Source organism: Variovorax sp. GW821-FHT09B01 (assembly GCF_059418345.1).
The window spans coordinates 805473-827406 of the sequence record NZ_JBWKPQ010000002.1 but is presented as its reverse complement, the minus strand read 5'-3'; the positions used below and the strand labels follow the sequence as shown (position 1 = coordinate 827406).

The following is a 21934-nucleotide window of genomic DNA, read 5'->3' as shown; positions in this document are numbered from 1 at the left end:
CTTCCGCTTCACAGAGACGACCGCCGTGCCGACCACCCCGACCTTCCTCTACCTCGCCTCGCAGAGCCCGCGCCGCGCCCAGTTGCTCGGCCATCTCGGCGTGCGCCATGAACTGCTACTGGCCGCCGACGACGAAGACGCCGAGGCGCTCGAGACCGTGCTGCCCGGCGAATCGCCCACTGCCTACGTGCAGCGCGTGACCGCGCTCAAGCTCGATGCCGCCGTGGCGCGCCTGCGTCGCCGCGGCCTGGCCGATGCGCCCGTGCTGTGCGCCGACACCACCGTGGCGCTGGGCCGCACCATCCTCGGCAAGCCCGAGGACGCGCGCGATGCCGAGCGCATGCTGGCGCTGCTGTCGGGCACCACGCACCGCGTGCTGACCGCCGTGGCGCTGCAGCAGGGCCGGCGCCGGCAGGCCGCGCTCAGCGTGTCGCGCGTGCGCTTCGCGCCCATGACCCGCGCGCAGATCCGCCGCTACGTCGAAGGCGGCGAGCCGCTGGGCAAGGCCGGCGCCTATGGCATCCAGGGCGCGGCGGCCGCCTTCGTCGAGCACATCAGCGGCTCCTATTCGGGCATCATGGGCCTCCCCATGTTCGAGACCGCGCAACTGCTGCGGCGCGCCGGTTTCCCCACTTGAGACAACCGAGACAACCGAGAACTCCATGCAAGACATCCTGATCAACTGGTCCCCGCAGGAGACCCGCGTGGCGGTGGTCGAGCACGGCGCGGTGCAGGAGCTGCACGTCGAGCGCACGCTCGAGCGCGGACTGGTCGGCAACATCTACCTGGGCAAGGTCTCGCGCGTGCTGCCGGGCATGCAGTCGGCCTTCATCGACATCGGGCTCGAACGCACCGCCTTCCTGCACGTGGCCGACATCGTGGCCCCGTTCACGCCGGGCTCGCGGCCCAGCGCCGCGCCAGCCGAACGCGACCACCGCAACGGCGGCACCATGGTGCCGATCGAGAAGCAGGTGTTCGAGGGCCAGTCGCTCTTGGTGCAGGTCATCAAGGACCCGATCGGCACCAAGGGCGCGCGGCTGTCGACGCAGATCAGCATCGCGGGCCGGCTGCTCGTGTTCCTGCCGCAGGACAACCACATCGGCGTGTCGCAGAAGATCCCGGCCGACCTGCGCGATGCGCTGCGCTCGCGCATGCTCGCGCTGATCGAGGCCGCCGCGGCCGCCGACAGCGGCGGCGTGGTGCCCGAGAACACCGGCGGCTTCATCCTGCGCACCAACGGCGAGGATTCGACCGACGCCGAGCTCGCCGACGACATCGCCTACCTGCGCAAGACCTGGTCGCGCATCCGCGAGGCCTCGACGCGGCTGCCGCCGATGTCGCTGCTGCACCAGGACCTGAGCCTGCTGCAGCGCGTGCTGCGCGACCTCACCACCGAGGACACGCAGACCATCCGCATCGATTCGCGCGAGCAGTTCGAGCTGCTGCTGAAGTTCGGCCTCGAGTTCATGCCCAAGGCGGCCGGCAAGCTGCAGCACTACCGCGGCGAGCGGCCGATCTTCGACCTCTATTCGGTCGACGAGGAGATCGCGCGCGCGCTGGGGCGCCGGGTCGATCTCAAGTCGGGCGGCTACCTCGTGGTCGACCAGACCGAGGCACTGACCACCATCGACGTGAACACCGGCGGCTTCGTCGGCGCGCGCAACTTCGACGACACCATCTTCAAGACCAACCTCGAGGCGGCGCAGGCCATCGCGCGCCAGCTGCGGCTGCGCAACCTGGGCGGGATCATCATCGTCGACTTCATCGACATGGCGCGCGACGACCACCGCGAGCAGGTGCTCGGCGAGTTCCGCAAGCAGCTCGCGCGCGACCGCGTGAAGACCACGGCCGGCGGCTTCTCGCAGCTCGGCCTGGTCGAGATGACGCGCAAGCGCACGCGCGAATCGCTGGCCCACATGCTGTGCGAGCCCTGCGTGGCCTGCGGCGGGCAGGGCATCGTGAAGACCGCGCGCAGCGTGGCCTACGACGTGATGCGCGAGATCCTGCGCGAGGCGCGGCAGTTCACGCCGCGCGAGTTCCGCATCGTCTCGTCGCCGCAGGTGATCGAGCTGTTCCTCGACGAGGAGAGCCAGCACCTGGCCGGGCTCAGCGACTTCATCGGCAAGCCGATCTCGCTGCAGTCCGAGCCGGCGATCGGGCAGGGGCAGTACGACATCGTCTTGCTCTGAGCCTTCGGGCTCTTAACGCCGCGACTCGCGCCCCTGGCGCATCCCGATGCTGGCGAGCGCCGCCAGCACCAGCAGCACGGCCATCGCGAGCAGGCCGTTCTTCGTGCTGCCCGTGCTCTGCTCGATCCATCCCATCACCGACGGTCCGATGAAGCCGCCCAGCAGGCCGCAGGTGTTGACCAGGGCCAGCCCGCCCGCGAGCGCCACGCCGGCCAGGCGCGAGGAAGCGAACAGGAAGATCACCGACTGCACCACGAAGAACATCGAGCCCGTGAGGCAGAAGCCCGCGAGCGCGACGGCCGGGCTCGCGAAGGCCGCGATGCCCAGCCCCACGGCCATGGCGACCAGCCCGATCAGCAGCAGCAGGCGCCCGCGCTGCGGCGTGACCGCGAGCCGCGGCAGCGCGATCGCGCCGACCGCGGCGGCGACCCAGGGCAGCGAATTGAGCGCGCCGATCTGCAGCGGCGTGAGCTTGCCGTAGGTGCCGATGATGCTCGGCAGAAAGAAGATCACCGTGTAGATGCTGATCTGGTGGCAGAAGTAGACGAAGATCGCGAGCCAGATCTGCTTGTCGACCAGGCAGGCACGGAACGATTCGCCGACCTGGCCATGGGCCGCGTCCTCGGCGCGTTCGGCGGCGAGGCCCTGCTCGATTGCCCGGGCCTGCGCAGGCGTGAGCCAGCTCGCATCGGTCGGCCCGTCGGGCAGCTTGCGCCAGACCACGAAGGCCAGCGCCACGGCCGGCAGGCCCTCGATCACGAACATCCATTGCCAGCCGTGCCAGCCCAGCAGGCCGTCCATCTGCAGCAGCGCGCCGCCGACCGGGCCGCTGAGGATGTTGGCGATGCACACGCCGAGCAGGAAGTAGCCGGTGGCGCGCGCCCGGTCCTTGCGGCCGAACCAGTAGTTCAGGTAGAGCATCACGCCCGGGAACAGGCCGGCCTCGGCCGCGCCGAGCAGCACGCGCATCACGTAGAACGAGGTCTCGCCGGTGACGAAGGCCATGCCGGCCGACAGCAGGCCCCAGGTGATCATGATGCGCGCGATCCACCAGCGCGCGCCCACGCGGTGCATCACCAGGTTGCTCGGCACCTCGAGCAACGCGTAGCTCAGGAAGAACAGGCCCGCGCCCAGGCCGTAGGCCGCGGCCGAGATGCCGATGTCGACCGCCATGTGGCTCTTGGCGAGCGCGATGTTGGTGCGGTCGATGAAGCTGATCACGTAGGCCAGCACCAGCAGCGGCATCAGTTTGCGGAAGATCAATGCGTTGAGCGAAGCCTGCTCGTCGGTGGTGGCCGTGTCGGCCGCGGGCCCGAGGCGGGCGCCGGGGATGGATGTGTGTGCCATCGGTGTCTCTCTCTGAAGTCTTGTTCTGATGAAGGAATGCAGCGGCGCGCCGTGCGATGCGGCGGCGCTGCGGACGATGGGAAAACGAGGGCTAGAAGTCGACCTGGGCCGCGCCCTTGAGGCCGAGGATCTCGCGCGCCTCGTCGGGTGTCGCGATGTCGATGTTCAGCGCCTCGAGCACGGCGCGGATGCGCAGCACCTGTTCGGCGCTCGAGGCGGCGAGCCGGCCCGGGCCGATCCACAGCGAGTCCTCGAGGCCGACGCGCACGTGCGAGCCCATGGCCGCGCCGATGGTGGCCAGCGGCAGCTGGTTGCGGCCGGTGCCGAGGATCGACCACTGGAAGCGGTCGCCGAACAGGCGCGCCGCCGTGCGGTGCATGTGCATCAGGTCCTCGGGATCGGCGCCGATGCCGCCGAGGATGCCGAACACCGTCTGCACGAACACCGGCGCGCGCACCAGGCCGCGGTCCATGAAGTGGCGCAGGTTGTTGAGGTGGCTGACGTCATAGCACTCGAACTCGAAGCGCGTGCCGTTGGCCTCGCCCAGGCGCAGGATGTTCTCGATGTCGGCGAAGGTGTTCTTGAAGATCAGGTTGCGGCTGTTCTCGAGGTGCTCGCGCTCCCACTCGTGCTCGAAGGACTTGAAGCGCTCGAGCATCGGGAACAGGCCGAAGTTCATCGAGCCCATGTTGAGCGAGGCCAGCTCGGGCTTGAAGGTGGTGGCCGGGCGCATGCGCTCCTCGACGCTCATGTGCGGGCTGCCGCCGGTGGTGAGGTTGATCACCGCGTCGGTGGCCGCCTTGATCTTCGAGAGGAAGGGACGGAACAGCGCCGGGTCCTGCGAGGGGCGGCCGTCCTTCGGATCGCGCGCGTGCAGATGCAGGATCGCGGCACCGGCGCGGGCGGCCTCGATCGAGGCGGCGGCGATCTCGTCGGCCGTCACCGGCAGGTGCGGCGACATGCTCGGCGTGTGGATCGCGCCGGTGGGGGCGCAGGTGATGATGGCTTTGGTGCGGGTGGCCATGGTCGGGATTCGGGTGAGGTCGGGAAGAGAAGAACAGGGGCGGGGTCAGCTCAGCGCCTGCGTGTGGCCGTCGACCACGAGCTCCTGGCCGGTGACGCTGGCCGCCAGGTCGCTGGCGGCGAACAGCACCATGTTCGCGATGTCGCCGGCCGTCACCATGCGGTTGAGCGCGGACTGCGAGGTGTAGATGCGCGTGACTTCCTCGATGGGCTTGCCGAGCGCCTGGGCCTTGGCGGCGATCACGGCGCGGATGCGCGGCCCGTCGACCGCGCCCGGCAGGATCGCGTTGACGCGGATGCCGTCGGGGCCGAGTTCGAGCGCGAGCGTCTTGGTGAAACCGATCACCGCCCATTTCGAGGCCGAGTAGGGCGAGCGGCCCGGCATGCCCAGATGGCCGGCGGCCGAGGACAGGTTGACGATCGAGGGATTGCGGCCCTGGCGCAGCCGTGGCACCGCGAGCCGGGCGCAGAGGAACTGTCCCGTGATGTTGACGGCCAGCGTGCGGTTCCAGTCGTCGAGCGAGAGGGTCTCGATGCCACCGGTCGGGCCGGCCACGCCGGCGTTGTTGACCAGCACGTCGAGGCCGCCGAGTTCGCGGTCCGTGGCTTCGAACAGCCGGGCGACCTGTTCCTCGCTCGAGACGTCGGCGAGGCAGCTGCCGACCTCGGGCAACTCGGCCGACAGCCGGTCCAGGCCCTCGGCCTGCACGTCGCAGGCGAAGACACGGGCGCCGGCCGCGGCGAAGGCACGCACGATCTCGAGGCCGATGCCGCTGGCGCCCGCGGTGACGAGCACGCGTCGGCCGGCGAGGGAATTTCCGTTCCACATTCTGAATAGCTCCTTGGGGTGTGACAGAGAACGGTCGGCATCGTAGATCTGTGATCACAGATATCTCATAGGGTATACCCCGAACCGTATACTCGCCGGCATGGAGCTCTCCGACCTCGTCACCCCGCTCAAGCGCCAGACGCTCAGCGCCAACGTCTACGACCAGTTGCGCGACCTGGTGATGAGCGGGCAGATGATGCCGGGCGAGCAGATCTCGCTGCGCAGCGCTGCGGCGGCGCTGGGCGTGAGCGTGATGCCGGTACGCGAGGCGATGCAGCGGCTGGTGGCCGAGCAGGCGCTCGAGCTGACGCCCAGCCGCACCCTGCGCGTGCCGCGCATGACGGCCGCGCAGTTCAAGGAGATCACGGTGATCCGCACCAACCTCGAGGGGCTGGCGACCGAGGCGGCGGCCGCGGCGGTCGGCACGGTGGCGCTGCGCGAGATCGCCGAGCGCCACGATGCCTTCGTCGCCGAGATGAAGGCCGCGAGTCCCGATGGCTCGAGGCTGGTCACCTTCAACAAGGAATTCCACTTCGCGGTCTATGCCGCGGCCGACATGCCGATGCTGTTGCAGATGATCGAGGCGCTGTGGCTGCGCATCGGGCCGATCCTCAACTACGACCTGCGCGCCGGCTCGCGCCGCGTGGGCGAGAAGACGGGGGTGGTGCACCATGCGGCGCTGCTCGCGGCGCTGAAGCGGCGCGACGGCGCCAAGGCCCGGGCCGCGCTCGAGGGCGACATCCGCAGCGCGGCCGAGTTCATCCTCTCGGCGGGCGTGCTGGTGGCGGAGGGCGTTTCAAGGCCGGCGCCGCCCGGCGGCCGGGATCAGAGCGTCGGATCCTGACCCGCGGCGGCGCTGCGCACCGCGTTCGTCTGCAGCCGTGCATAGAGGCCGTCGAGCGCCATCAGCTGCGCGTGCGAACCCTGCTCGGCCACGCGGCCCTGTTCCATCACGATGATGCGGTCGGCATGCTGGATGGTCGACAGGCGGTGCGCCACGATCAGCGTGGTGCGGTTCTGCATCAGGCGCTGCAGGGCGTCCTGCACCAGGCGCTCGGATTCGGTGTCGAGGGCCGAGGTGGCCTCGTCGAGCAGCAGCACCGGCGCATCCTTGTAGAGCGCGCGCGCGATCGCGAGGCGCTGGCGCTGGCCGCCCGAGAGCTGGGTGGCGTTGTGGCCCAGCACGGTGTCGATGCCCTGGGGCAGGCCCTCGACGTGGGTGCTGAGGTTGGCGGCCGCGATGCAGGCCAGCACGCGGTCGCGATCGATCCCGGCGTCGGCGCCCAGCGCCACGTTGGCCGCGAGGGTGTCGTTGAGCATCACCACGTCCTGGCTCACCATGGCGAACTGCGAGCGCAGGCTCTTGAGCTCCCATTCCGAGATGTCGTGGCCGTCGAGCAGCACCTGGCCGCCGCTGGGCAGCACGAAGCGCGGCAGCAGGTTCATCAGCGTGGTCTTGCCCGAGCCCGAGGGGCCGACGAAGGCCACGTTCTGGCCCGGCTCGATGGCGATGCTCACGCCGTCGAGGGCGGGGCGCTCGTCGTCGCCGCGGTAGTTCACGCGCGTGTCGCGGAATTCGATACGGCCCTGGGCATGCGCCATGCCGAAGCTGCCCTGCGGCTCGGTCGGCACCTCGTCGACCAGCGCCAGGCCGCGCTCGAGGGCGGCCAGGCCGCGCGTGATCGGGCCGGCCACTTCGGCGAGGCGCCGGATCGGCGCGATCAGCATCAGCATCGCCGTGATGTAGGCGACGAAACCGCCGACCGTGAAGCCCTGCTTGCCGCTCTGCCAGAGCGCGATCATCACCACCACCGACAGCGCCAGCGAGGCCATCATCTGCGTGAGCGGGGTGGTCGCGGCCTGGGCGATGGTGGACTTCACGGCCAGCCGGTTGAGCTTCTGGCTCAACTGCTCGAAGCGTTGGGCCTGGGCCGTTTCGGCGCCATGCAGGCGCACCATGCGGTGGGCCAGCACGTTCTCTTCCACCACGTAGGCCAGTTCGTCGGTGGCCTGCTGGCCCTGCTGCGTCAGCTTGTAGAGGCGTTTGGAGAACACCTTCATGATCCAGGAGATGCTCGGCACCAGGAAGGCCACGATCAGCGTGAGCTTCCAGTTCAGATAGACCAGGTAGCCCAGCAGCGCCACCAGCGTGAAGCCGTCGCGCGACAGCCCCAGCAGCGCCTGCACCAGCAGCATCGCGCCGGTCTGCACTTCATAGACCACGGTGTTCGACAGCGTGCTGGCCGACTGGCGCGCGAACAGTGCGAGCTCGGCGCCCAGCAGCCGGTCGAACAGCACCTTGCGCAGCCGCTGCATGCCTTCGTTGGCGATGCGCGAGAGCGCGTACTGCGAGATGAACTGGGCGATGCCGCGCACCGCGAACAACAGCAGCACGGCCGCCGGCACGAACCACAGCGGCATTTCGCCGCGCGTGAAGCCGCGGTCGAGCAGCGGCTTGAGGAGGGCCGCCATCAGCGGCTCGGTGATGGCGGCCAGCATCGCGCCGCTCAGTCCCAGCGCCCACCACTGGCGCGAACCGCCGAACCAGGTCATGAGCCGCGCCAGCCGGCGCATCAGGGGAGGGCGTGCGGCTTCGCTGCCGGGGGGTGTCTGCATGGCGGCGGATTCTACGGGGCGGGTCGGAACACCCTTTCAGCGGCCCGGGCCGGTGCTTCGGACCGCTTTCCTGAAGCATTTTGAATGTAGGACCCGGCCCCGCATGGAACGTTTTGCCATGGCGCCATCAAAGCAATGTGTACCATGTGGCCCCGTTACAAGGGGAGAAACTTTTTCAACCCGAGATCTCTCCGAAACCGCATGAACAAGCCGTTGCAAGCCCTCTCTCCAACTCCTTCTTCATCGCTTTTGGGTCGCCGCACGGTCATTGCGGCCCTGGCTGCCTCCCCCGTTTTGCCCGCACTCGCCCAGTTCAAGGTCGAGGTGTCGGGCGTGGGGCTGACCCAGTTGCCCATCGCGCTCGTGCCGTTCCGCGGCCAGGATTCCTCGCCGCAGAAGATCTCCGAGATCGTCCAGGCCGACCTCGAGCGCAGCGGCCAGTTCCGCGGCGTCGATGCCTCGGGCCAGGCGCTCGACGAGGGCTCGCGTCCTGATTTCTCCGTCTGGCGCCAGCGCACCGCCGACTCGCTCGTGGTCGGCAGCGTCACGCGCCTGGCCGACGGCCGGTACGACGTGCGCTTCCGTCTCTGGGACGTGGTGCGCGGACCGAACGGCGGCGATCTCGGCGGCCAGAGCTACATCGTTCCCCAGGGCGACCTGCGACTCGCCTCGCACCGCATCGCCGACTACGTCTACGAGAAGCTCACGGGCGACAAGGGCATCTTCTCGACCCGCATCGCCTACGTGACCAAGGGCGGCAGCCGCTACTCGCTGTGGGTGGCCGATGCCGACGGCGAGAACGCGCAGGCCGCGCTGGCCAGCCCCGAGCCGATCATCTCGCCGGTCTGGTCGTCCAACGGCCAGCAACTGGCCTACGTGTCCTTCGAGTCGCGCAAGCCCGTGGTCTACGTGCACAACGTGGCCAGCGGCCAGCGCCGGCTGGTCGCCAACTTCCGCGGCTCCAACAGCGCGCCGGCCTGGGCGCCCGACGGCAGCACGCTCGCCGTCACGCTGAGCCGCGATGGCGGCTCGCAGCTTTACACCATCCCGGCCAGCGGCGGCGAGCCGCGTCGGCTGACCCAGAGCGCGAGCATCGACACCGAACCGGTCTACTCGGCCGACGGCAGCACCATCTACTTCGTGAGCGACCGCGGCGGCGCGCCGCAGATCTACAAGATGGGTGCCAACGGCGGTAACCCGACCCGGGTCACCTTCAGCGGTACCTACAACATTTCTCCTTCCGTCAGCGCCGACGGCCGGTGGTTGGCCTACATCTCCCGCGTGGGAGGGGCCTTCAAACTCCATGTGATGGAGTTGGCCAGCGGCAATGTCACCGCCATCACCGACACCTCGGCGGACGAGAGTCCGAGTTTTGCCCCCAATAGCAAGCTGATCGTCTACGCCACGCAACTGCAAGGTCGCGAAGCCCTCATGACGACCACGCTGGACGGAAAAATAAAGGCACGGCTGGCGGGTCAGGCAGGAGACATCAGGGAACCGGACTGGGGTCCGTTTCAAAAGCAATGATTAGGTTTATCTGAGGAGTTCGAAATGTTGAAACGTACGATTTATTCGCTGGCCATCGTGGCGCTGATCGCAGGCTGCTCGTCGGGCACCAAGCTCAACGAAACGCCCGTGACCGACCGCACCGGCACCACCGGTGGCGCCGGCAACCAGGGCGCGACCACTTCCGTGGCGCCCGTCACGATCGATCCCAACGCCGGCACCGCGCAAGGCCCGGTGGGCGTCGAGCGCATCGTGTTTTTCGACTACGACAGCTACACGGTCAAGCCCGAGTTCCAGTCGCTGATCGACGGCCATGCCCGTTTCCTCAAGGCCAACGCACAGCGCCGCATCTCGATCGAAGGCCACACCGACGAGCGCGGCGGCCGCGAGTACAACCTCGCGCTGGGCCAGAAGCGTTCGGAAGCCGTGCGCCGTGCGCTCACGCTGCTGGGCGTGAACGACAGCCAGATCGAAGCCGTGAGCTTCGGCAAGGAAAAGCCCGCCGTGACCGGCGCGGGTGAAGAAGTCTGGGCGCAGAACCGTCGCGCCGAAATCCGCTACACCCGGTGATGCGACCCGCCCAACGCGCTCTGTGGCGTGGCGCGGCCCTGGCGGCCGCCCTGTTGTGCGCCTCGGCCGGATCGCAGGCCGCGCTGTTCGAGGATGACGAGGCCCGCAAGGCCATCCTCGACCTGCGCCAGCGCGTGGAGGCCGTGCGCCAGCAGACCGATCAGCGCCTGAGCGACGAGAACGGCCAGTTGCGGCGAAGCCTGCTCGACCTGCAGACGCAGATCGAGCAGATGCGCGGCGACCTGGCGCGCATGACCGGCCAGAACGAGCAGCTCACGCGCGCCGTGAGCGACCTGCAGTCCAAGCAGACCACCATCGACGATCGGCTCAAGCAGAACGAGCCCTCGAAGGTCACGGTCGATGGCCGCGAGTTCAATGCCGATCCGCGCGAGAAGGCCGACTTCGAAGCCGCGCTCGGCGTGTTCCGCGCCGGCCAGTTCGCGCAGGCCCAGACCGCCTTCGCCGAGTTCGTCAAGCGCTACCCGCAAAGCGGCTACAACGCTTCGGCCCTGTTCTGGCTCGGCAACGCCCAGTACGCCACGCGCAACTACAACGAGGCCATCGCCAACTTCCGTTCGATGCTCTCGCTCGCGCCCGACCATGCCAAGGCCCCCGAGGCCGTGCTGTCGATCGCGAACTGCCAGATCGAGCTCAAGGACACGCGCGCCGCGCGCCGCACGCTGGAAGACCTGACCAAGGCCTACCCGCAGTCGGAAGCCGCGCAGGCCGGCCGCGAGCGTCTCTCGCGCCTGCGCTAGTGCCGGCGGAGCCCTCCGCTTGAGCGCCGTTCACGAGCCCGTCTCCACGATCGAACCGGCGACTGCCCCCGAGGCAGCCGCCGGTTTTGTCGCGTCTGGCGACGACGCGATGGCACCCGATTTCGCGCGCCGCTTCGGCGGCCTCGAGCGCCTGTACGGCGTGAGCGGCGCCGCGCGCATCCGCAACGCGCACGTGCTCGTCGTGGGCATCGGCGGCGTCGGATCGTGGGCCGTCGAGGCGCTGGCGCGCAGCGGGGTGGGTCGCCTCACGCTGATCGATCTCGACCACGTGTCCGAGTCGAACATCAATCGCCAGATCCATGCGCTCGACAGCACCGTGGGCCAGGCCAAGGTCGAGGCCATGCGCGAGCGCATCGCGCAGATCAATGCCGAGTGCCGCGTGCTGCCGATCGACGAGTTCGTCGAGCCCGACAACTGGCCCGCGCTGCTAGAAGCCGCGCAGGCCGCCAACGGCCCCGTGCATGCCGTCATCGATGCCTGCGACCAGGTGAAGGCCAAGCTCGCGATGGCCGCCTGGGCGCGAGGTGTCGCACGCGGCACCGACTTCGTCACCGTCGGCGCGGCGGGCGGCAAGCGGCTCGCCCACAAGGTCGACATCGACGACCTCTCGCAGGTCACGCACGACCCGCTGCTCGCGCAACTGCGGCAACGCCTGCGCAAGTCGCACGGCGCGCCGCGCGAAGGCCGCAAGATCGGCGTGGCCTGTGTCTTCAGCCGCGAGAGCGTGGCCCCGCCCGATGCTTCGTGCGCCATCGAGAGCGGCGACGGTTCGCTCAACTGCCATGGCTACGGATCGGTGGTCAGCGTGACCGCCACCTTCGGCCAGTGCGCGGCGGGGTGGGTTCTCGATCGGGTGGCTGCAAATACCACGCTATAATCTCGGGCTTTGCCGCGTTTGACACAGCGGCGAAGCACCAAGAAGAACAAGAACGAGGAACTCCCTTCCAAGGGAAACCGAATTCGGGACGTTAGCTCAGTTGGTAGAGCAGCGGACTTTTAATCCGTTGGTCACTGGTTCGAATCCAGTACGTCCTACCAGAATCAGATCCATCGATCTTCGAATGGATCTAGCAGCCCTAAGTGAGTCAATCACTTAGGGTATTTTTTTGTCCCCTTGCGCATGCTTGAAGCCAGCGATTTCGTTGGGACGAGCGCTGGTATTCGGCCGCGGGGGGCTGATGGCTTGGCCTGTGGGAGCGGCGCGTGTGGGCTTCGCTTCATGCGCCGCGATTCGGCTTCGCGCGAGCTTTCTCGGCAAGAAAATGCAGGAGGTCCGGATACACGAAGATCCAACTCCGGCCGATCCTGAGGCCTGGGATCTCACCCGTTCGCATCATTTCTTCCACGCGCTCAGCTGTGCAGTGCAGTAGCTCGGCACATTGATCTACCGTGATGACCTTGGTGGACGCTGCTACGCAGTCGGGTTCGCATTGATGGTTCGCACGGCAGCTGCAGTGGGTAGTCTTTGGCGGAGCTGCGAACCGACTCACCGAGCTCTTTTCTCGTCCATAGCAAGTCGGCAAGGCTTTCGCTGGGTGATCCCGGAGATTCGCCCAAGCTAATCGCTTCCCTGATGCCGTGCAGCGCGAGGAACTCGCCAGCCTTGTGAAGAGAGCCGCCGAGAGTGTCAACATCAAGGATCAGTCGTCCGCGAGAAAACTTTCAGTTTCGATCCCCGAATACACGCCTGGCGGGGTGGTCAACGCCGGTGTTCAATGTCTGCTGGAGACGTGATCTTGCGCGCCACCGGCCGAGGCGCGGGTGATGCGACTGGAGATCGCTCGTGCCAGTGCGACTAACCCCGCACTTGTTTGAAGTTCGTCTGCTTGCGGAGCGACGGCCTGGTCGACTTGCGTCGAGCGGGCTCGCGTGTCGGCATAGGCGCCAAACTGCGCGATCGTGATCTGGTTCGCCCGGTCGACGTACAAGCGCTGACCAAAGCATCACCCCAGGTGTGTTGTCCGAAGATGTGCTGGAGGAGATGCCGCAGTCGATGGCCGAGCACGCGCTGCAGAACTTCGCGCTCGACAAGCCCGTGGATGAGGGCCTCGACGCGGCCGCGGCGCAGGGCCTGCTGGCCCGCGGTGCTGGTGCACGGCGCGCGCGTAGAGCTCGCTTCAGCGGCACCGGCACCGGCACCGGCTGCAGCAGGATGTCGAAGTTAAGCGGGGCGTCAGCGCTAGTCCTTGCAGCTTCGAATAGCTGAGGTTGACTCATCACAGAACGCCCCGTGGTTCGTGGGCAGGACTAGCTGCGAACGCTGACGCGATGATGGGCGGGAGCGCCGACGAGCATCAACGTTCAACCATGGCAGGTGGACAGTGAAACGGTAGTCTCTGTTCATGCGGTCACGAGATACCCTGGCAATCGTGCCTTGCTCAACGACTGCGAGGAGATCCGTTTCATGGCTACCTATGTCACGCGCGAAGACCTTGCCGCCCCAGCTACCTTGGCAGCATACGGGTATGACGCCGAGGAAGCGCAGAGCATTTTTGACAACGCATTGCCGGTGCAGGGGTACACAGAGCTGCGCGCATACACAGGGCGCGCTGCTGGCGTGCGCATCACTGGCGCGGGCGTGGCGGGAACTTTCCAGCGGGATGCCTCCGACACGACCAGCGCGGACAACGGCGGCACGGTCATCGTGGATGCGACCGGCCGGCGATGGAAGCGGATCTTCGACGGCGCCGTTGTTGTGGAGTGGTTCGGGGCCATTCACGGTTGTGACAGCACGGTCGAGATTCAAAACGCGCTTAACTTCGCACGATCCGCCGGTATCCCAGAGGTCCTCTTGGTCCGCGACTACCTGATCACAAACATCGAGGTTCCCGAAGGCGTGACACTGAAGGGCTACGGAAATCGGTCGACCTATCAAAGCGGCACTTCCGGCCTGCCGTCGCGCGTTACGAAGAAAGCAGGCTCGACAGGTTGGGGCGTGAAGCTTGTAGGCACGCGGGCCCGCATTGAAGGCGTGGGAATCTATTCGGAGGCTGGTGCTTCAGGAGGTGGGCTTTGGATAGCTGCAAATTACTGTAGCTTCATCCGTATCGCGTCAAACGGGCACAACGGCAAGGGCATCCACGTCGGAGCGCTGGCTGGCGACCGGTACATCAATTGCAACGGCTGGTACGGCGCTGAGATAACCGCATCGTTCAACTCAGACGTCGGGTTCTCAGTTGACGATCAATTCACGGCGTGGCCGTTGAATGACGTGAATGCCGGCATGCTGATTCAGGCCGAGTTTCGTTCCAATGGAAGCCACGGGGTGTACGTCGGTAACTGCTTCGCGAATGTCTTCCAGAGCGTCTTGACTGACCACAACACGGGTTACGGGGCCTACTTCGATGCCAAGAGCGCGAAGTGCACGCTGATCGGTAGCGATCTGGATGAGTCGAACACCTTGGGGCCGCTGTTCATCCACGCCCAGGCGCAATACCACACCGTCATCGGCGTGCCGGCGCTCTATACGAACAACAGCCCGAGTTCGAACGTGATGTCGTGGACGCGGAATGTGTTCAACCAGACCGACGTCGCGACTCGGCTCGCGGTGCGGCGGGGAGGTGACGCGGGAATCGGCACGGCCATCGTCGTTTCGAGTCGCTCCAATCGCCTGACGAATCGTGGTGTTTCCATAGACATGGAAACACCCATTAATGAGGGCGGAGATCCCCAGACCGGTGTTCGACTCATCGCCAAAGCCGGTCCCAACATCGTCTATGACCGGTTCGAGCTGCAGGTTCGGGAATCGATGATGGTCACCGCATTCACTGTCGATCCTTCGAGTGGCGTGCACGCGCTGTATCCGGGGGCGGACAACACTTGGAATCTCGGCATCACGTCGTTTCGCTGGAAGGACTTCTACATGGGAGGCACGTTCTCACATACCGGTGCGAGCGCGGGATTCTTCGGCGCAACTCCCGTGACAAGGCCGACAGTGAGCGGGTCTCGTTCTGGGAATGCCGCGCTCGACAGCCTTGTGACTGCGCTGACGAATCTCGGACTCATCAACAACGGTACGACTGCATAGATATTTCCCTCGAATCCGCCGTGGCAGACCTCATCGTTGCCAACAACGCACTGACCTCTGCCGACGTACCATCATTCAGATCGATCGCCCCCGCCGCGAATCGATGTCGCCATCGCCACCTTGCGCATGTGATGAGCAATCCGCATGAAGTAGATGATGGTGTAGGCAAGCGACGCGACGAACACGAGCAGGCGATAAACGAAAGCGGGGTCCCGAAACGTGTCGTTCGTCAGCACATGCGGCAGTCCAAAGTGCATGAGGGTCGCCACCAGAAGATTGAGGGCCAGGACCTTGAATCCGATGGGAACCGCAATGACGCAATAGCGACGAACGAAGTCGCGCCCGGAAGCCGCACCGTTCGCGACAAATGCTTCGTGCGTGCCCACGAAGCTGATGGCGAGGGTGAGGGCGGCTTCGAACAGCAAGGTCCAGTTTCTGTAGCCGCCGAACCAGAGCGCCGAATAGTTCAGGATCACATAGAGCAGCGCCGCCGCCAGCATGTACTTGAGGCCATCGGTTTCATCGAGCCTGTCGTGGACCAGATCGTCTCTGAGTTTTCGCGTGTTCCAGATGTGCATGCTCATGGGGATTTCGATGGCTGGGTTGAATCCAGATGTACACCCATAAGCATGCCGGATCCACCTTTGTCCGCCGGATCCAGATGGTCAACAAGCGGATGCAGTCCGGGTGCTCCCGGAACCACCGGGTCGGTTCACGTCGCGGGCCGAATCTTCCGCGGCCAAAGCAACTCCTTCCCCGCCGGCGTCAGCTGATAAGCAAACCGCCGCGCCGGCCTCGCCTGGATCCGCATCGAAGGCGTATCCACCGGCGCTATCAACCCCGCCGTCTGCAGCACCTCGAGGTGATGCCCCTCGACCTCCGGCCACGCCCCCGCGCTGACCCGCGCAAGGCAGGCGGTGACGAGCGTCTTGTTCTCGAGCATCGATGACTCCTTCTGGCTGGCCGCGATTCTGTGCCTGCCATGGAGTTCGATCCCTCCTCCGTTGGGAGGAGGAGGAAGGGCGCACGCGGAGCGAGGTCCGAAGCGCGTGCAGTTAGTCGATGAACCGCGCCGCGATGTCTCCGAGCGAAGGGATATCCATCTGCGTGTGCCCGCCCGCATACCCCTTCAGGCTCAGCTTCAGGCCCTTGTAATTGCGGCTGGCGATCGTGTCGTGCATCGCGGTGATCGTGGGGCCGCCGCTGTTGTTGAGGGCATAGGCCAGCAGCATCGTCACGGGAACATCGCGGGTGGCGGCGTTGGCGTACATCTGCTTCTCGAGCTGATCCATCGGCGCGGCCAGCGGGCCGTTGAAGGGGGCTTCGGAAGAGAAGAAGTACTGGAAGGTGAATTGGCCCGCACCCTCCATGAAGAAGGCGCTCGCGACGAAGATGCCGCCGTTCGACAGTCCCGAGAGCATGCGCCTGGCCGGGTTGGCGCGGTAATTCGATTCGACGTACGGCACGAGTTCGCGCGTGACGAAGTCGTGATACGCCGTGGAGCCGGGCGGCAGGTAGTCGGTGTTGCGGTGCGCGGTGCCGCCGATGCCGACGACGATGGCCTTCTTGCCCTGCTGCTCGAGGATGTCGACGAAGTTCTGGAAGCGCGACGTGCCGAAATTGAATTTCGCATCGCCGTCCGTCAGGTACATCGCGGGATAGGTCGATGTCCCGCCATCGTAGGCGGCGGGCAGGTAGATCTGGATCGGATAGGTGTCGCCGTTCGCGTTGGACTTCAGCGTGGCATTGATCACCCGGCTCGTGCTGGACGGCGGCGGCGGGGGCGGCGGTTCACCGGCCACCGGTGGAAGCAGCGGCAGTCCACCGCCACCGCCGCCGCCTCCACCCCCGCCACAGGCGGCGAGGCTGAGCACGAATGCGGCGGCCAGGGCCAACGTGAATCGGCGGAACATCCGATGAACCTGCATGCTGAATCTCCTCGTGCTGCGGATGCGCGGGGCATCCTGCTTGTGCTCGCCGATGCGGGATGGCATCGCGCGGCCAATGGCTTGCGCATTGGTGGAGAGCGATTGGGTCAGAAGATGTCGGCGAATGGAAGTTACGAAGATCGTTGTAGTCGGCAGGGGCGCGAGCGACGCGGGCGCACGAAGATCGGGGGTATGGCCGCGCGCTACAGTGGTCCACCTCCGGAACCACAGACCAGGGACGATCCATGACCACCCGAAGAAGCCGCCCGGCCTGCCTGCTGCTGGCACTGGCGGCCTCCTGCACGGCCGCATCGGCCGCCACCATCGTCTGCACGCCGGGGCCGGCCGCGGGCAATGCGCCGTTCAACGCGGTGCGCAGGATCGCGATCGACGAGTTCTCGCGCACGGTCAATCTCGACGTGGTGCGATCGAAGACGCGCGAGACCGAGACGCTGGGCAAGATGCGCGCGGACCTGGTCGGCATGGACGAATCGTCCGGCGATCCGGTCTACGTGTTCAATTCGATCCCGACCTCCGAGGTGGAGACCACCACGTTGTTCAAGCTGTTCAAGGCCGGCGAATGGCGGCTGACCAGCGCCACGCTGAGCTTCGTGGGCAAGGTGCCCATGCTGCGCGCGGCGGACAGCGGCACGGTGTTCAACTGCAAGCGCTCGAGCCTCGGTTGACGAGGCCGCGGGCGAACGAGGGGAACGGGCTCAGGGCTGCGTGCGTGCCTTGATGAACTGGCCGCCGCGCAGCCGCACGCGTTCGACGGCCGCTTCCAGCGAAGGTTGGCGCATCACGACGAGGTCGCCCTTGGGGATGCCGTGCCAGGTGATCCGGGCCACGCCCGAATAGCTGCCGCGCACCGTCTCCCTGCAGAAGAACGAACCATTCCAGCCATCCTGGAGGTCGACGGAGATGTGGGCTGAGTGCATGGGAGGCGAGCGTAGGCGCGAGAGGCCTGCGAAGCCAGGAAATAGTACCTTGGTTCTCAACTTATTGCTACCGATTGCCGTGGGCGATCCGGCATCGGCAGCGGCCGGCTTCAGGGCTCGTCAGTTGAAGTCGGTCATGAAGTACCAGATCGGCTCGAGCTTCGCGCCGGGCGCGGGCCGGTGCAGGTAGATGTCGTAGACGATGGTCCGGGGCTGCGGCCCCCGCTTGTACGCGATGCGCACCACGCCTTCGTCGACGCTGGCCGGATCGGTGCGCCTGAGCCGCACCAGCTTGCCGTCGCCGCGGATCTCGAGCGCGTGGTGCTCGAGCGGCACGACGGTTCCGGTGCCCTTGTCGATGAAGCTCACCCATTCGGCATCCCGCTCGCGCGCCTCCCTGGCCGACAGGTAGATGGTGGGGTAGAGCAGCCGCTGGGCCTTGGCAAGCGCGCCGATGAAGGCCTCGCCCTTCCTGTTCCCGATGTCGTCGATCAGCCGGCGGTAGGCCTCGACCACCTCGGCCTCGAGCTTGGGATCGTTGGCATCGAGCGGCACGCTGCGTTCCCAGCCGGCCAGCCTGTAGGGCACCTGGGCCTCGAACTGCACGGTCTGGCTGAAGCCCTGCGGGTCGGTGAACTGCGCCTGCCTGCCGTCGCGCAGCGGGGGCAGCTCATAGAGCGTGGTGTTGCGCGGCGGCGCGGTCTTGCTGCGCACCACCAGTTCCACCTTGAGGTCGTCCGTGTCGGGCAGCCGGTCCTGCCCGGCCGCGGGCAGCAGGCGGATCGTGAGCTTCTGCGGGCCGCTGCGCAGGATCGCGGGGTTGAGCGGCATGCTCATCGAGCCGATCCGCCGGGTCGGGAAGGCCTGGATCAGCAGGTCGTTGACATACACCCGGAACGCCAGCTTCTCGGTCGAGATCCGCAGGTCATAGGAGGGCTGCTGCTCCTGCTGCTTCGGCGTGGCCGCGTCGGCCGGGGCCTGGGCCGCCACCGGCACGGTGGCCTGCAGCAGCGCGGCGAGCACCGCGATGGCGGTCGATTTCCTCATTCAACGATCTCCTTGAGCCGGGGTGAGCGCTGGGCATGCAGCGCATCCTGCACGCGGTCGAGCTCGGTGCCGAGCGTGTCGATGCGTTCGAGCAGGCCGATGAAGGCGCGGCGCATGTCGTCGTCGGCGGCGCGGGCCCGGGCCCAGTGGTCCTCGAGGAAGCCCCTGGACGCGTAATAGGCGTCGAGCGGCGTCCAGACGTCGACCAGCCTGTCGCCGGCCGCCAGCACGCCGTCCACGGCGGCATCGAGCGCCGCGTCGCCCGAGCCGTCGATGCGCGCCGCCTCGAGGTCCGAGAGGATGGGATGCAGTTCGGAGGGACTGCCATGGAAGGCGCTCGCGTTCGGCGCCGTGCCGGGCACGTTCATGCGCAGGTAGCTGCGGTACTTCGCGGCCACGCTGCGGTTGTCGGCGACCAGCCGGTAGTAGGCCGTGCCGTAGGCGCCGCGGGTGGTGGCCTGCAGCCTGTCGAGGGTGGGGCGGGCCAGGGCCGGGGGAGCCGCGTTCGAAGGCACCGTCGCAGTGCGGTCGCTCGGACCGCAGGCCGCGAGCAGGGCGCAGCACAGGCCCGGCAGCAGCAGGCGCGCATGCGCCACCCTCCCTCTTTCTCGTTCGCTCATGGGCGTCTTTTCTCTCCCGAAGGGCGCGGATGATAGCCACGCCCTCGGCCAGAACGGCCGCGCGACATGCAAGCAATCGCAACGTCCGCTGCTTTGCGCTTCAGGCCTCGCGGGCAGGTTTCTTGCTGCGCGAATACCTCCGTGTGCATCGCCTCAGGGCAACCGCCATGGCGGCCCGCGGCGTTTGCACGTAGATTCGCCGCCGCACAAGACGCAACAAGCGTTCGGTTCCCCACCTTGAAATCGCAGGAGTGTCCGTGGAAGCATGGTCGAGCCAGCAACTCTCGCCGCTGTACGGGCGCGAGGTCTTCCGTTCCCGCGCGGCGGACGAAACCCATGCACGCATCGCCTGCGAGCTGAAGCCGCACCGCAGCGTCTGGCATCGCGGCGACGTCGATGCGATCTTCTGCCGCGCCGAGCTCAGCGCACTCTCGCTGTGCATCCTGCGCTATGGCTGCGACGTGGACATCGAGCCCGATGCGCTCGGCAACTTCGTGCTGGTGCAGATGCCGCTGCGCGGCCACGCCGACATCCATCACGCGGGCGGCAGCCTGCAGATCCATCCGGGGCAGGGCGCGGTGATCTCGGCCCACAAGCCGGTGCGGCTGCGCTGGCATGCCGACTGCGAACAGCTGATGCTCAAGATCGAGCTGAGCCGACTGCAGGAGGTGGCGCGCCATGCCTTCCCGCTGCGCGGCGCCGATGCGGTGGGCGAGATCGACTTCGAGATGCCGTTCCGGCTCGACGACACGGCGGGCACGCAATGGCGCCGCATGGTGGCCAGCCTCGCCTCGCTGCTGCCCGCGGCGGGCGATGCCGGCTACGACGCGCGCTGGCTCTCGCATTGCGAGGACAACCTGATGCTCTACCTGCTGTGCCACCGGCCGAACTCGGTGCGCGAGCGGCACGACGAGGCGCGGCACGGTTCGGAGGCCGCGAGCCTGCGCCAGCTGCGGCGCGCCGAGGAGTTCATGCAGGAGCGGCTCGACACGCCGCTGTCGCTCGAGGAGGTGGCGCGCGCCGCCGGCCTCACGCGGCGCGGGCTGGCGCTGCTGTTCCGGCGCTACCGCGAGCGCTCGCCCGGCGAGGTGCTGCGCAACATGCGGCTCGACGCCGCGCATGCGCAGCTCGCGCGCCACGACGGCGCCAGCGTGACCGAGGTGGCGCTCAACTGCGGCTTCTCGCACCTGAGCCGCTTCGCGGGGTGCTACCGCGAGCGCTTCGGCCACCTGCCGCGCGAGACCGCGCGGCATTGAGGCACTGGGTCAGGACGACTTCATCGCGCACTGCGCCGCGGTCGTGTCCTGGTAATTCGTCAGCACGGTGCCGATCACCTTGTTGGCGATGCGGCCGCTGCCGTCCTTGGCGATCACGCGCAGGTAGTAGTTCTGCACCGGGAAGTTGTTGGCGCCATAGCGGAAGTCGCCGCGCACCGACTTGTAGTTGGCGGCCTTGATCGCCTTCAGCAGCGCGGGCTTGTCGGCCACCTTGCCGCCGACGTCGCGCACCGCCGCGTCCATCGCCATCAGCACGTCGTAGGCCTGGCCCGCGTAGAACGAGGGGTTGCGGCCGTTGTTCTGCTGCCGGAACGCGGCCACGAAGCGCTGGTTGGCCGGGTTGTCGAGGTCGAAGGACCAGTGCGCGGTGTTGAACAGCCCGAGCATCGGCTCGCCGACCGCGGGGATCATGTCCTCGTCGGCCGAGAAGGCGGTGGAGATCAGCGCCACGTCCTTCGACAGGCCCGCGCCCACGAACTGCTTGATGAAGGCCACGCCCATCGCGCCCGGCAGGAAGAAGTAGAGCGCGTCGGGCTTCGAAGCGCGGATCTGCGCGAGCTCGGCGGAGTAGTCGAGCTGGCCCAGCTTGGTGTAGAGCTCGTCGCCCGTGCCGCCCTTGTAGGTGCGCTTGAAGCCGGTGATGGCGTCCTTGCCGCCGGGGTAGCTGGGTGCGATCAGCGCCACCTTCTTGAAGCCCTTGTCGCCCGCGAACTTGCCGGCCGCCTCGTGGTACGCATCGTTGGGGTACGAGGCGCCGAAGAAGTAGGGATTGCAACGCGCGCCCGAGAGGTCGCTCGGCCCGGTGTTGCTCGACAGGTAGGGCACCTTGGCCGCGAACAGCGGCGGCGCCACCGCCAGCGCCACCGAGGAGCCGACCGGCCCGGTGAACAGGTCGATCTTGTCGCGCATCAGCATGCGCTCGACCACCTGGCGCGCGGTCTCGGGGTTGCCCGCGGTGTCGGCCTCGACGAACTCGACCGGCACGCCGCCGAGCTTGCCGCCCAGTTGCTTGATCGCGACCGCGAAGCCGGCCTTCGACTCGGCGCCGCCGACGGCGAAGGGGCCCGACAGGTCCATCGCGAGGCCGACCTTGACGGTCTGCGCGCGCACCTGCGGCGACACGGCGAGCACCGCGGCGAAGGCGGCGAGGGCGATGACCGAGGGCACGGCGGCGGTGGTCGTGCGCTGGCGTCTGTACGGCATGAAGGAACTCCTCTGGCGGTGGTCCGCCGAACGTG

General features: G+C 67.2%; 23 protein-coding genes and 1 tRNA gene. 12 read left to right on the top strand and 12 right to left on the bottom strand.

Annotation, left to right across the window (positions count from 1 at the left end):
* Nucleotides 1-25: 25 nt before the first annotated feature.
* Nucleotides 26-637 carry a Maf family protein gene (locus tag AC07RV_RS10930; protein WP_296787712.1) on the top strand — a complete coding sequence of 204 codons (612 nt, stop codon included), beginning with the start codon at nucleotides 26-28 and terminating at the stop codon, nucleotides 635-637.
* A gap of 25 nt (nucleotides 638-662) precedes the next feature.
* Nucleotides 663-2189: a ribonuclease G gene (rng, locus tag AC07RV_RS10925; protein ID WP_296787715.1), complete on the top strand. Its 1527-nt coding sequence runs from the start codon at nucleotides 663-665 to the stop codon at nucleotides 2187-2189.
* A gap of 12 nt (nucleotides 2190-2201) precedes the next feature.
* Here rng and AC07RV_RS10920 read toward each other — a convergent pair whose 3' ends face one another.
* The 3 genes from AC07RV_RS10920 to AC07RV_RS10910 all read right to left on the bottom strand — a co-directional run bounded on the left by AC07RV_RS10920 (nucleotide 2202) and on the right by AC07RV_RS10910 (nucleotide 5388).
* Nucleotides 2202-3536: an MFS transporter gene (locus AC07RV_RS10920; protein ID WP_296787717.1), complete on the bottom strand. Its 1335-nt coding sequence runs from the start codon at nucleotides 3534-3536 to the stop codon at nucleotides 2202-2204.
* A 91-nt stretch (nucleotides 3537-3627) separates the two neighbouring features.
* On the bottom strand, nucleotides 3628-4560 hold the full coding sequence (gene kce, locus AC07RV_RS10915) for a 3,5-dioxohexanoate:acetyl-CoA acetone transferase (protein WP_296787719.1): 933 nt from the start codon (nucleotides 4558-4560) through the stop codon (nucleotides 3628-3630).
* Nucleotides 4561-4605: 45 nt separating this feature from the next.
* Nucleotides 4606-5388: an SDR family oxidoreductase gene (locus AC07RV_RS10910; RefSeq protein ID WP_296787721.1), complete on the bottom strand. Its 783-nt coding sequence runs from the start codon at nucleotides 5386-5388 to the stop codon at nucleotides 4606-4608.
* A 100-nt stretch (nucleotides 5389-5488) separates the two neighbouring features.
* On the opposite strand from AC07RV_RS10910, the gene AC07RV_RS10905 reads away from it, so the two are divergent.
* Nucleotides 5489-6232: a GntR family transcriptional regulator gene (locus AC07RV_RS10905; RefSeq protein WP_296787722.1), complete on the top strand. Its 744-nt coding sequence runs from the start codon at nucleotides 5489-5491 to the stop codon at nucleotides 6230-6232.
* Here the strand turns inward: AC07RV_RS10905 and msbA are convergent.
* Nucleotides 6214-8004: a lipid A export permease/ATP-binding protein MsbA gene (gene msbA, locus AC07RV_RS10900; RefSeq protein WP_296787724.1), complete on the bottom strand. Its 1791-nt coding sequence runs from the start codon at nucleotides 8002-8004 to the stop codon at nucleotides 6214-6216. The genes AC07RV_RS10905 and msbA overlap by 19 nt on opposite strands.
* A 201-nt stretch (nucleotides 8005-8205) precedes the next feature.
* Between msbA and tolB the strand changes: the two genes are divergently transcribed.
* The 5 genes from tolB (at nucleotide 8206) to AC07RV_RS10875 (ending at nucleotide 11897) form a co-directional block, all read left to right on the top strand.
* Nucleotides 8206-9531, top strand: a complete 1326-nt coding sequence (tolB, locus tag AC07RV_RS10895) for a Tol-Pal system beta propeller repeat protein TolB (protein WP_172705446.1) — start codon at nucleotides 8206-8208, stop codon at nucleotides 9529-9531.
* 24 nt (nucleotides 9532-9555) lie between these two features.
* Complete coding sequence (pal, locus tag AC07RV_RS10890) at nucleotides 9556-10080, top strand: peptidoglycan-associated lipoprotein Pal (protein WP_093341601.1); 525 nt, start codon at nucleotides 9556-9558, stop codon at nucleotides 10078-10080.
* Complete coding sequence (gene ybgF, locus AC07RV_RS10885; protein WP_093341603.1) at nucleotides 10080-10838, top strand: tol-pal system protein YbgF; 759 nt, start codon at nucleotides 10080-10082, stop codon at nucleotides 10836-10838. The genes pal and ybgF overlap by 1 nt, the downstream gene beginning before the upstream one ends.
* A 109-nt stretch (nucleotides 10839-10947) precedes the next feature.
* The gene (locus tag AC07RV_RS10880) at nucleotides 10948-11736 is read left to right on the top strand and encodes a tRNA threonylcarbamoyladenosine dehydratase (protein WP_296787726.1); all 789 of its coding nucleotides are present in this window, start codon (nucleotides 10948-10950) and stop codon (nucleotides 11734-11736) included.
* 85 nt (nucleotides 11737-11821) lie between these two features.
* A tRNA-Lys gene (locus AC07RV_RS10875) sits at nucleotides 11822-11897 on the top strand.
* A gap of 179 nt (nucleotides 11898-12076) precedes the next feature.
* Here the strand turns inward: AC07RV_RS10875 and AC07RV_RS10870 are convergent.
* Complete coding sequence (locus AC07RV_RS10870) at nucleotides 12077-12493, bottom strand: helix-turn-helix domain-containing protein (protein WP_366929035.1); 417 nt, start codon at nucleotides 12491-12493, stop codon at nucleotides 12077-12079.
* Nucleotides 12494-12813: 320 nt separating this feature from the next.
* On the opposite strand from AC07RV_RS10870, the gene AC07RV_RS10865 reads away from it, so the two are divergent.
* Both AC07RV_RS10865 and AC07RV_RS10860 read left to right on the top strand, forming a co-directional pair.
* Nucleotides 12814-13065: a hypothetical protein gene (locus AC07RV_RS10865; protein ID WP_296787728.1), complete on the top strand. Its 252-nt coding sequence runs from the start codon at nucleotides 12814-12816 to the stop codon at nucleotides 13063-13065.
* 198 nt (nucleotides 13066-13263) lie between these two features.
* Nucleotides 13264-14886 carry a putative phage tail protein gene (locus AC07RV_RS10860; protein ID WP_296787730.1) on the top strand — a complete coding sequence of 541 codons (1623 nt, stop codon included), beginning with the start codon at nucleotides 13264-13266 and terminating at the stop codon, nucleotides 14884-14886.
* 71 nt (nucleotides 14887-14957) lie between these two features.
* Here the strand turns inward: AC07RV_RS10860 and AC07RV_RS10855 are convergent, their stop codons facing one another.
* The 3 genes from AC07RV_RS10855 to AC07RV_RS10845 form a co-directional block, all read right to left on the bottom strand.
* Nucleotides 14958-15470 (bottom strand): hypothetical protein, encoded by a 513-nt coding sequence (locus AC07RV_RS10855; protein ID WP_296787731.1) that lies wholly within the window; start codon nucleotides 15468-15470, stop codon nucleotides 14958-14960.
* A 128-nt stretch (nucleotides 15471-15598) separates the two neighbouring features.
* Entirely contained in the window at nucleotides 15599-15829 is a 231-nt protein-coding gene (locus AC07RV_RS10850) for a hypothetical protein (RefSeq protein WP_296787732.1), read from the bottom strand.
* A 112-nt stretch (nucleotides 15830-15941) separates the two neighbouring features.
* The gene (locus AC07RV_RS10845) at nucleotides 15942-16880 is read right to left on the bottom strand and encodes an alpha/beta hydrolase (RefSeq protein ID WP_296787734.1); all 939 of its coding nucleotides are present in this window, start codon (nucleotides 16878-16880) and stop codon (nucleotides 15942-15944) included.
* Between the two features lie 179 nt (nucleotides 16881-17059).
* Here AC07RV_RS10845 and AC07RV_RS10840 point away from each other — a divergent pair, with 179 nt between their 5' ends.
* Complete coding sequence (locus AC07RV_RS10840) at nucleotides 17060-17500, top strand: hypothetical protein (protein WP_296787736.1); 441 nt, start codon at nucleotides 17060-17062, stop codon at nucleotides 17498-17500.
* A 30-nt stretch (nucleotides 17501-17530) separates the two neighbouring features.
* Here AC07RV_RS10840 and AC07RV_RS10835 read toward each other — a convergent pair whose 3' ends face one another.
* The 3 genes from AC07RV_RS10835 to AC07RV_RS10825 all read right to left on the bottom strand — a co-directional run bounded on the left by AC07RV_RS10835 (nucleotide 17531) and on the right by AC07RV_RS10825 (nucleotide 19419).
* Nucleotides 17531-17752 (bottom strand): hypothetical protein, encoded by a 222-nt coding sequence (locus AC07RV_RS10835; RefSeq protein ID WP_093341623.1) that lies wholly within the window; start codon nucleotides 17750-17752, stop codon nucleotides 17531-17533.
* Nucleotides 17753-17872: 120 nt separating this feature from the next.
* Nucleotides 17873-18799, bottom strand: coding sequence for a hypothetical protein (locus AC07RV_RS10830; RefSeq protein WP_296787738.1), 927 nt, complete (start codon nucleotides 18797-18799; stop codon nucleotides 17873-17875).
* Nucleotides 18796-19419, bottom strand: a complete 624-nt coding sequence (locus AC07RV_RS10825) for a YiiG family protein (protein ID WP_296787740.1) — start codon at nucleotides 19417-19419, stop codon at nucleotides 18796-18798. The genes AC07RV_RS10830 and AC07RV_RS10825 overlap by 4 nt, the downstream gene beginning before the upstream one ends.
* A 257-nt stretch (nucleotides 19420-19676) precedes the next feature.
* On the opposite strand from AC07RV_RS10825, the gene AC07RV_RS10820 reads away from it, so the two are divergent.
* The gene (locus AC07RV_RS10820; RefSeq protein ID WP_296787742.1) at nucleotides 19677-20675 is read left to right on the top strand and encodes an AraC family transcriptional regulator; all 999 of its coding nucleotides are present in this window, start codon (nucleotides 19677-19679) and stop codon (nucleotides 20673-20675) included.
* Nucleotides 20676-20684: 9 nt separating this feature from the next.
* Here the strand turns inward: AC07RV_RS10820 and AC07RV_RS10815 are convergent, their stop codons facing one another.
* Entirely contained in the window at nucleotides 20685-21899 is a 1215-nt protein-coding gene (locus tag AC07RV_RS10815) for an ABC transporter substrate-binding protein (protein WP_256222403.1), read from the bottom strand.
* Nucleotides 21900-21934 lie beyond the last annotated feature (35 nt).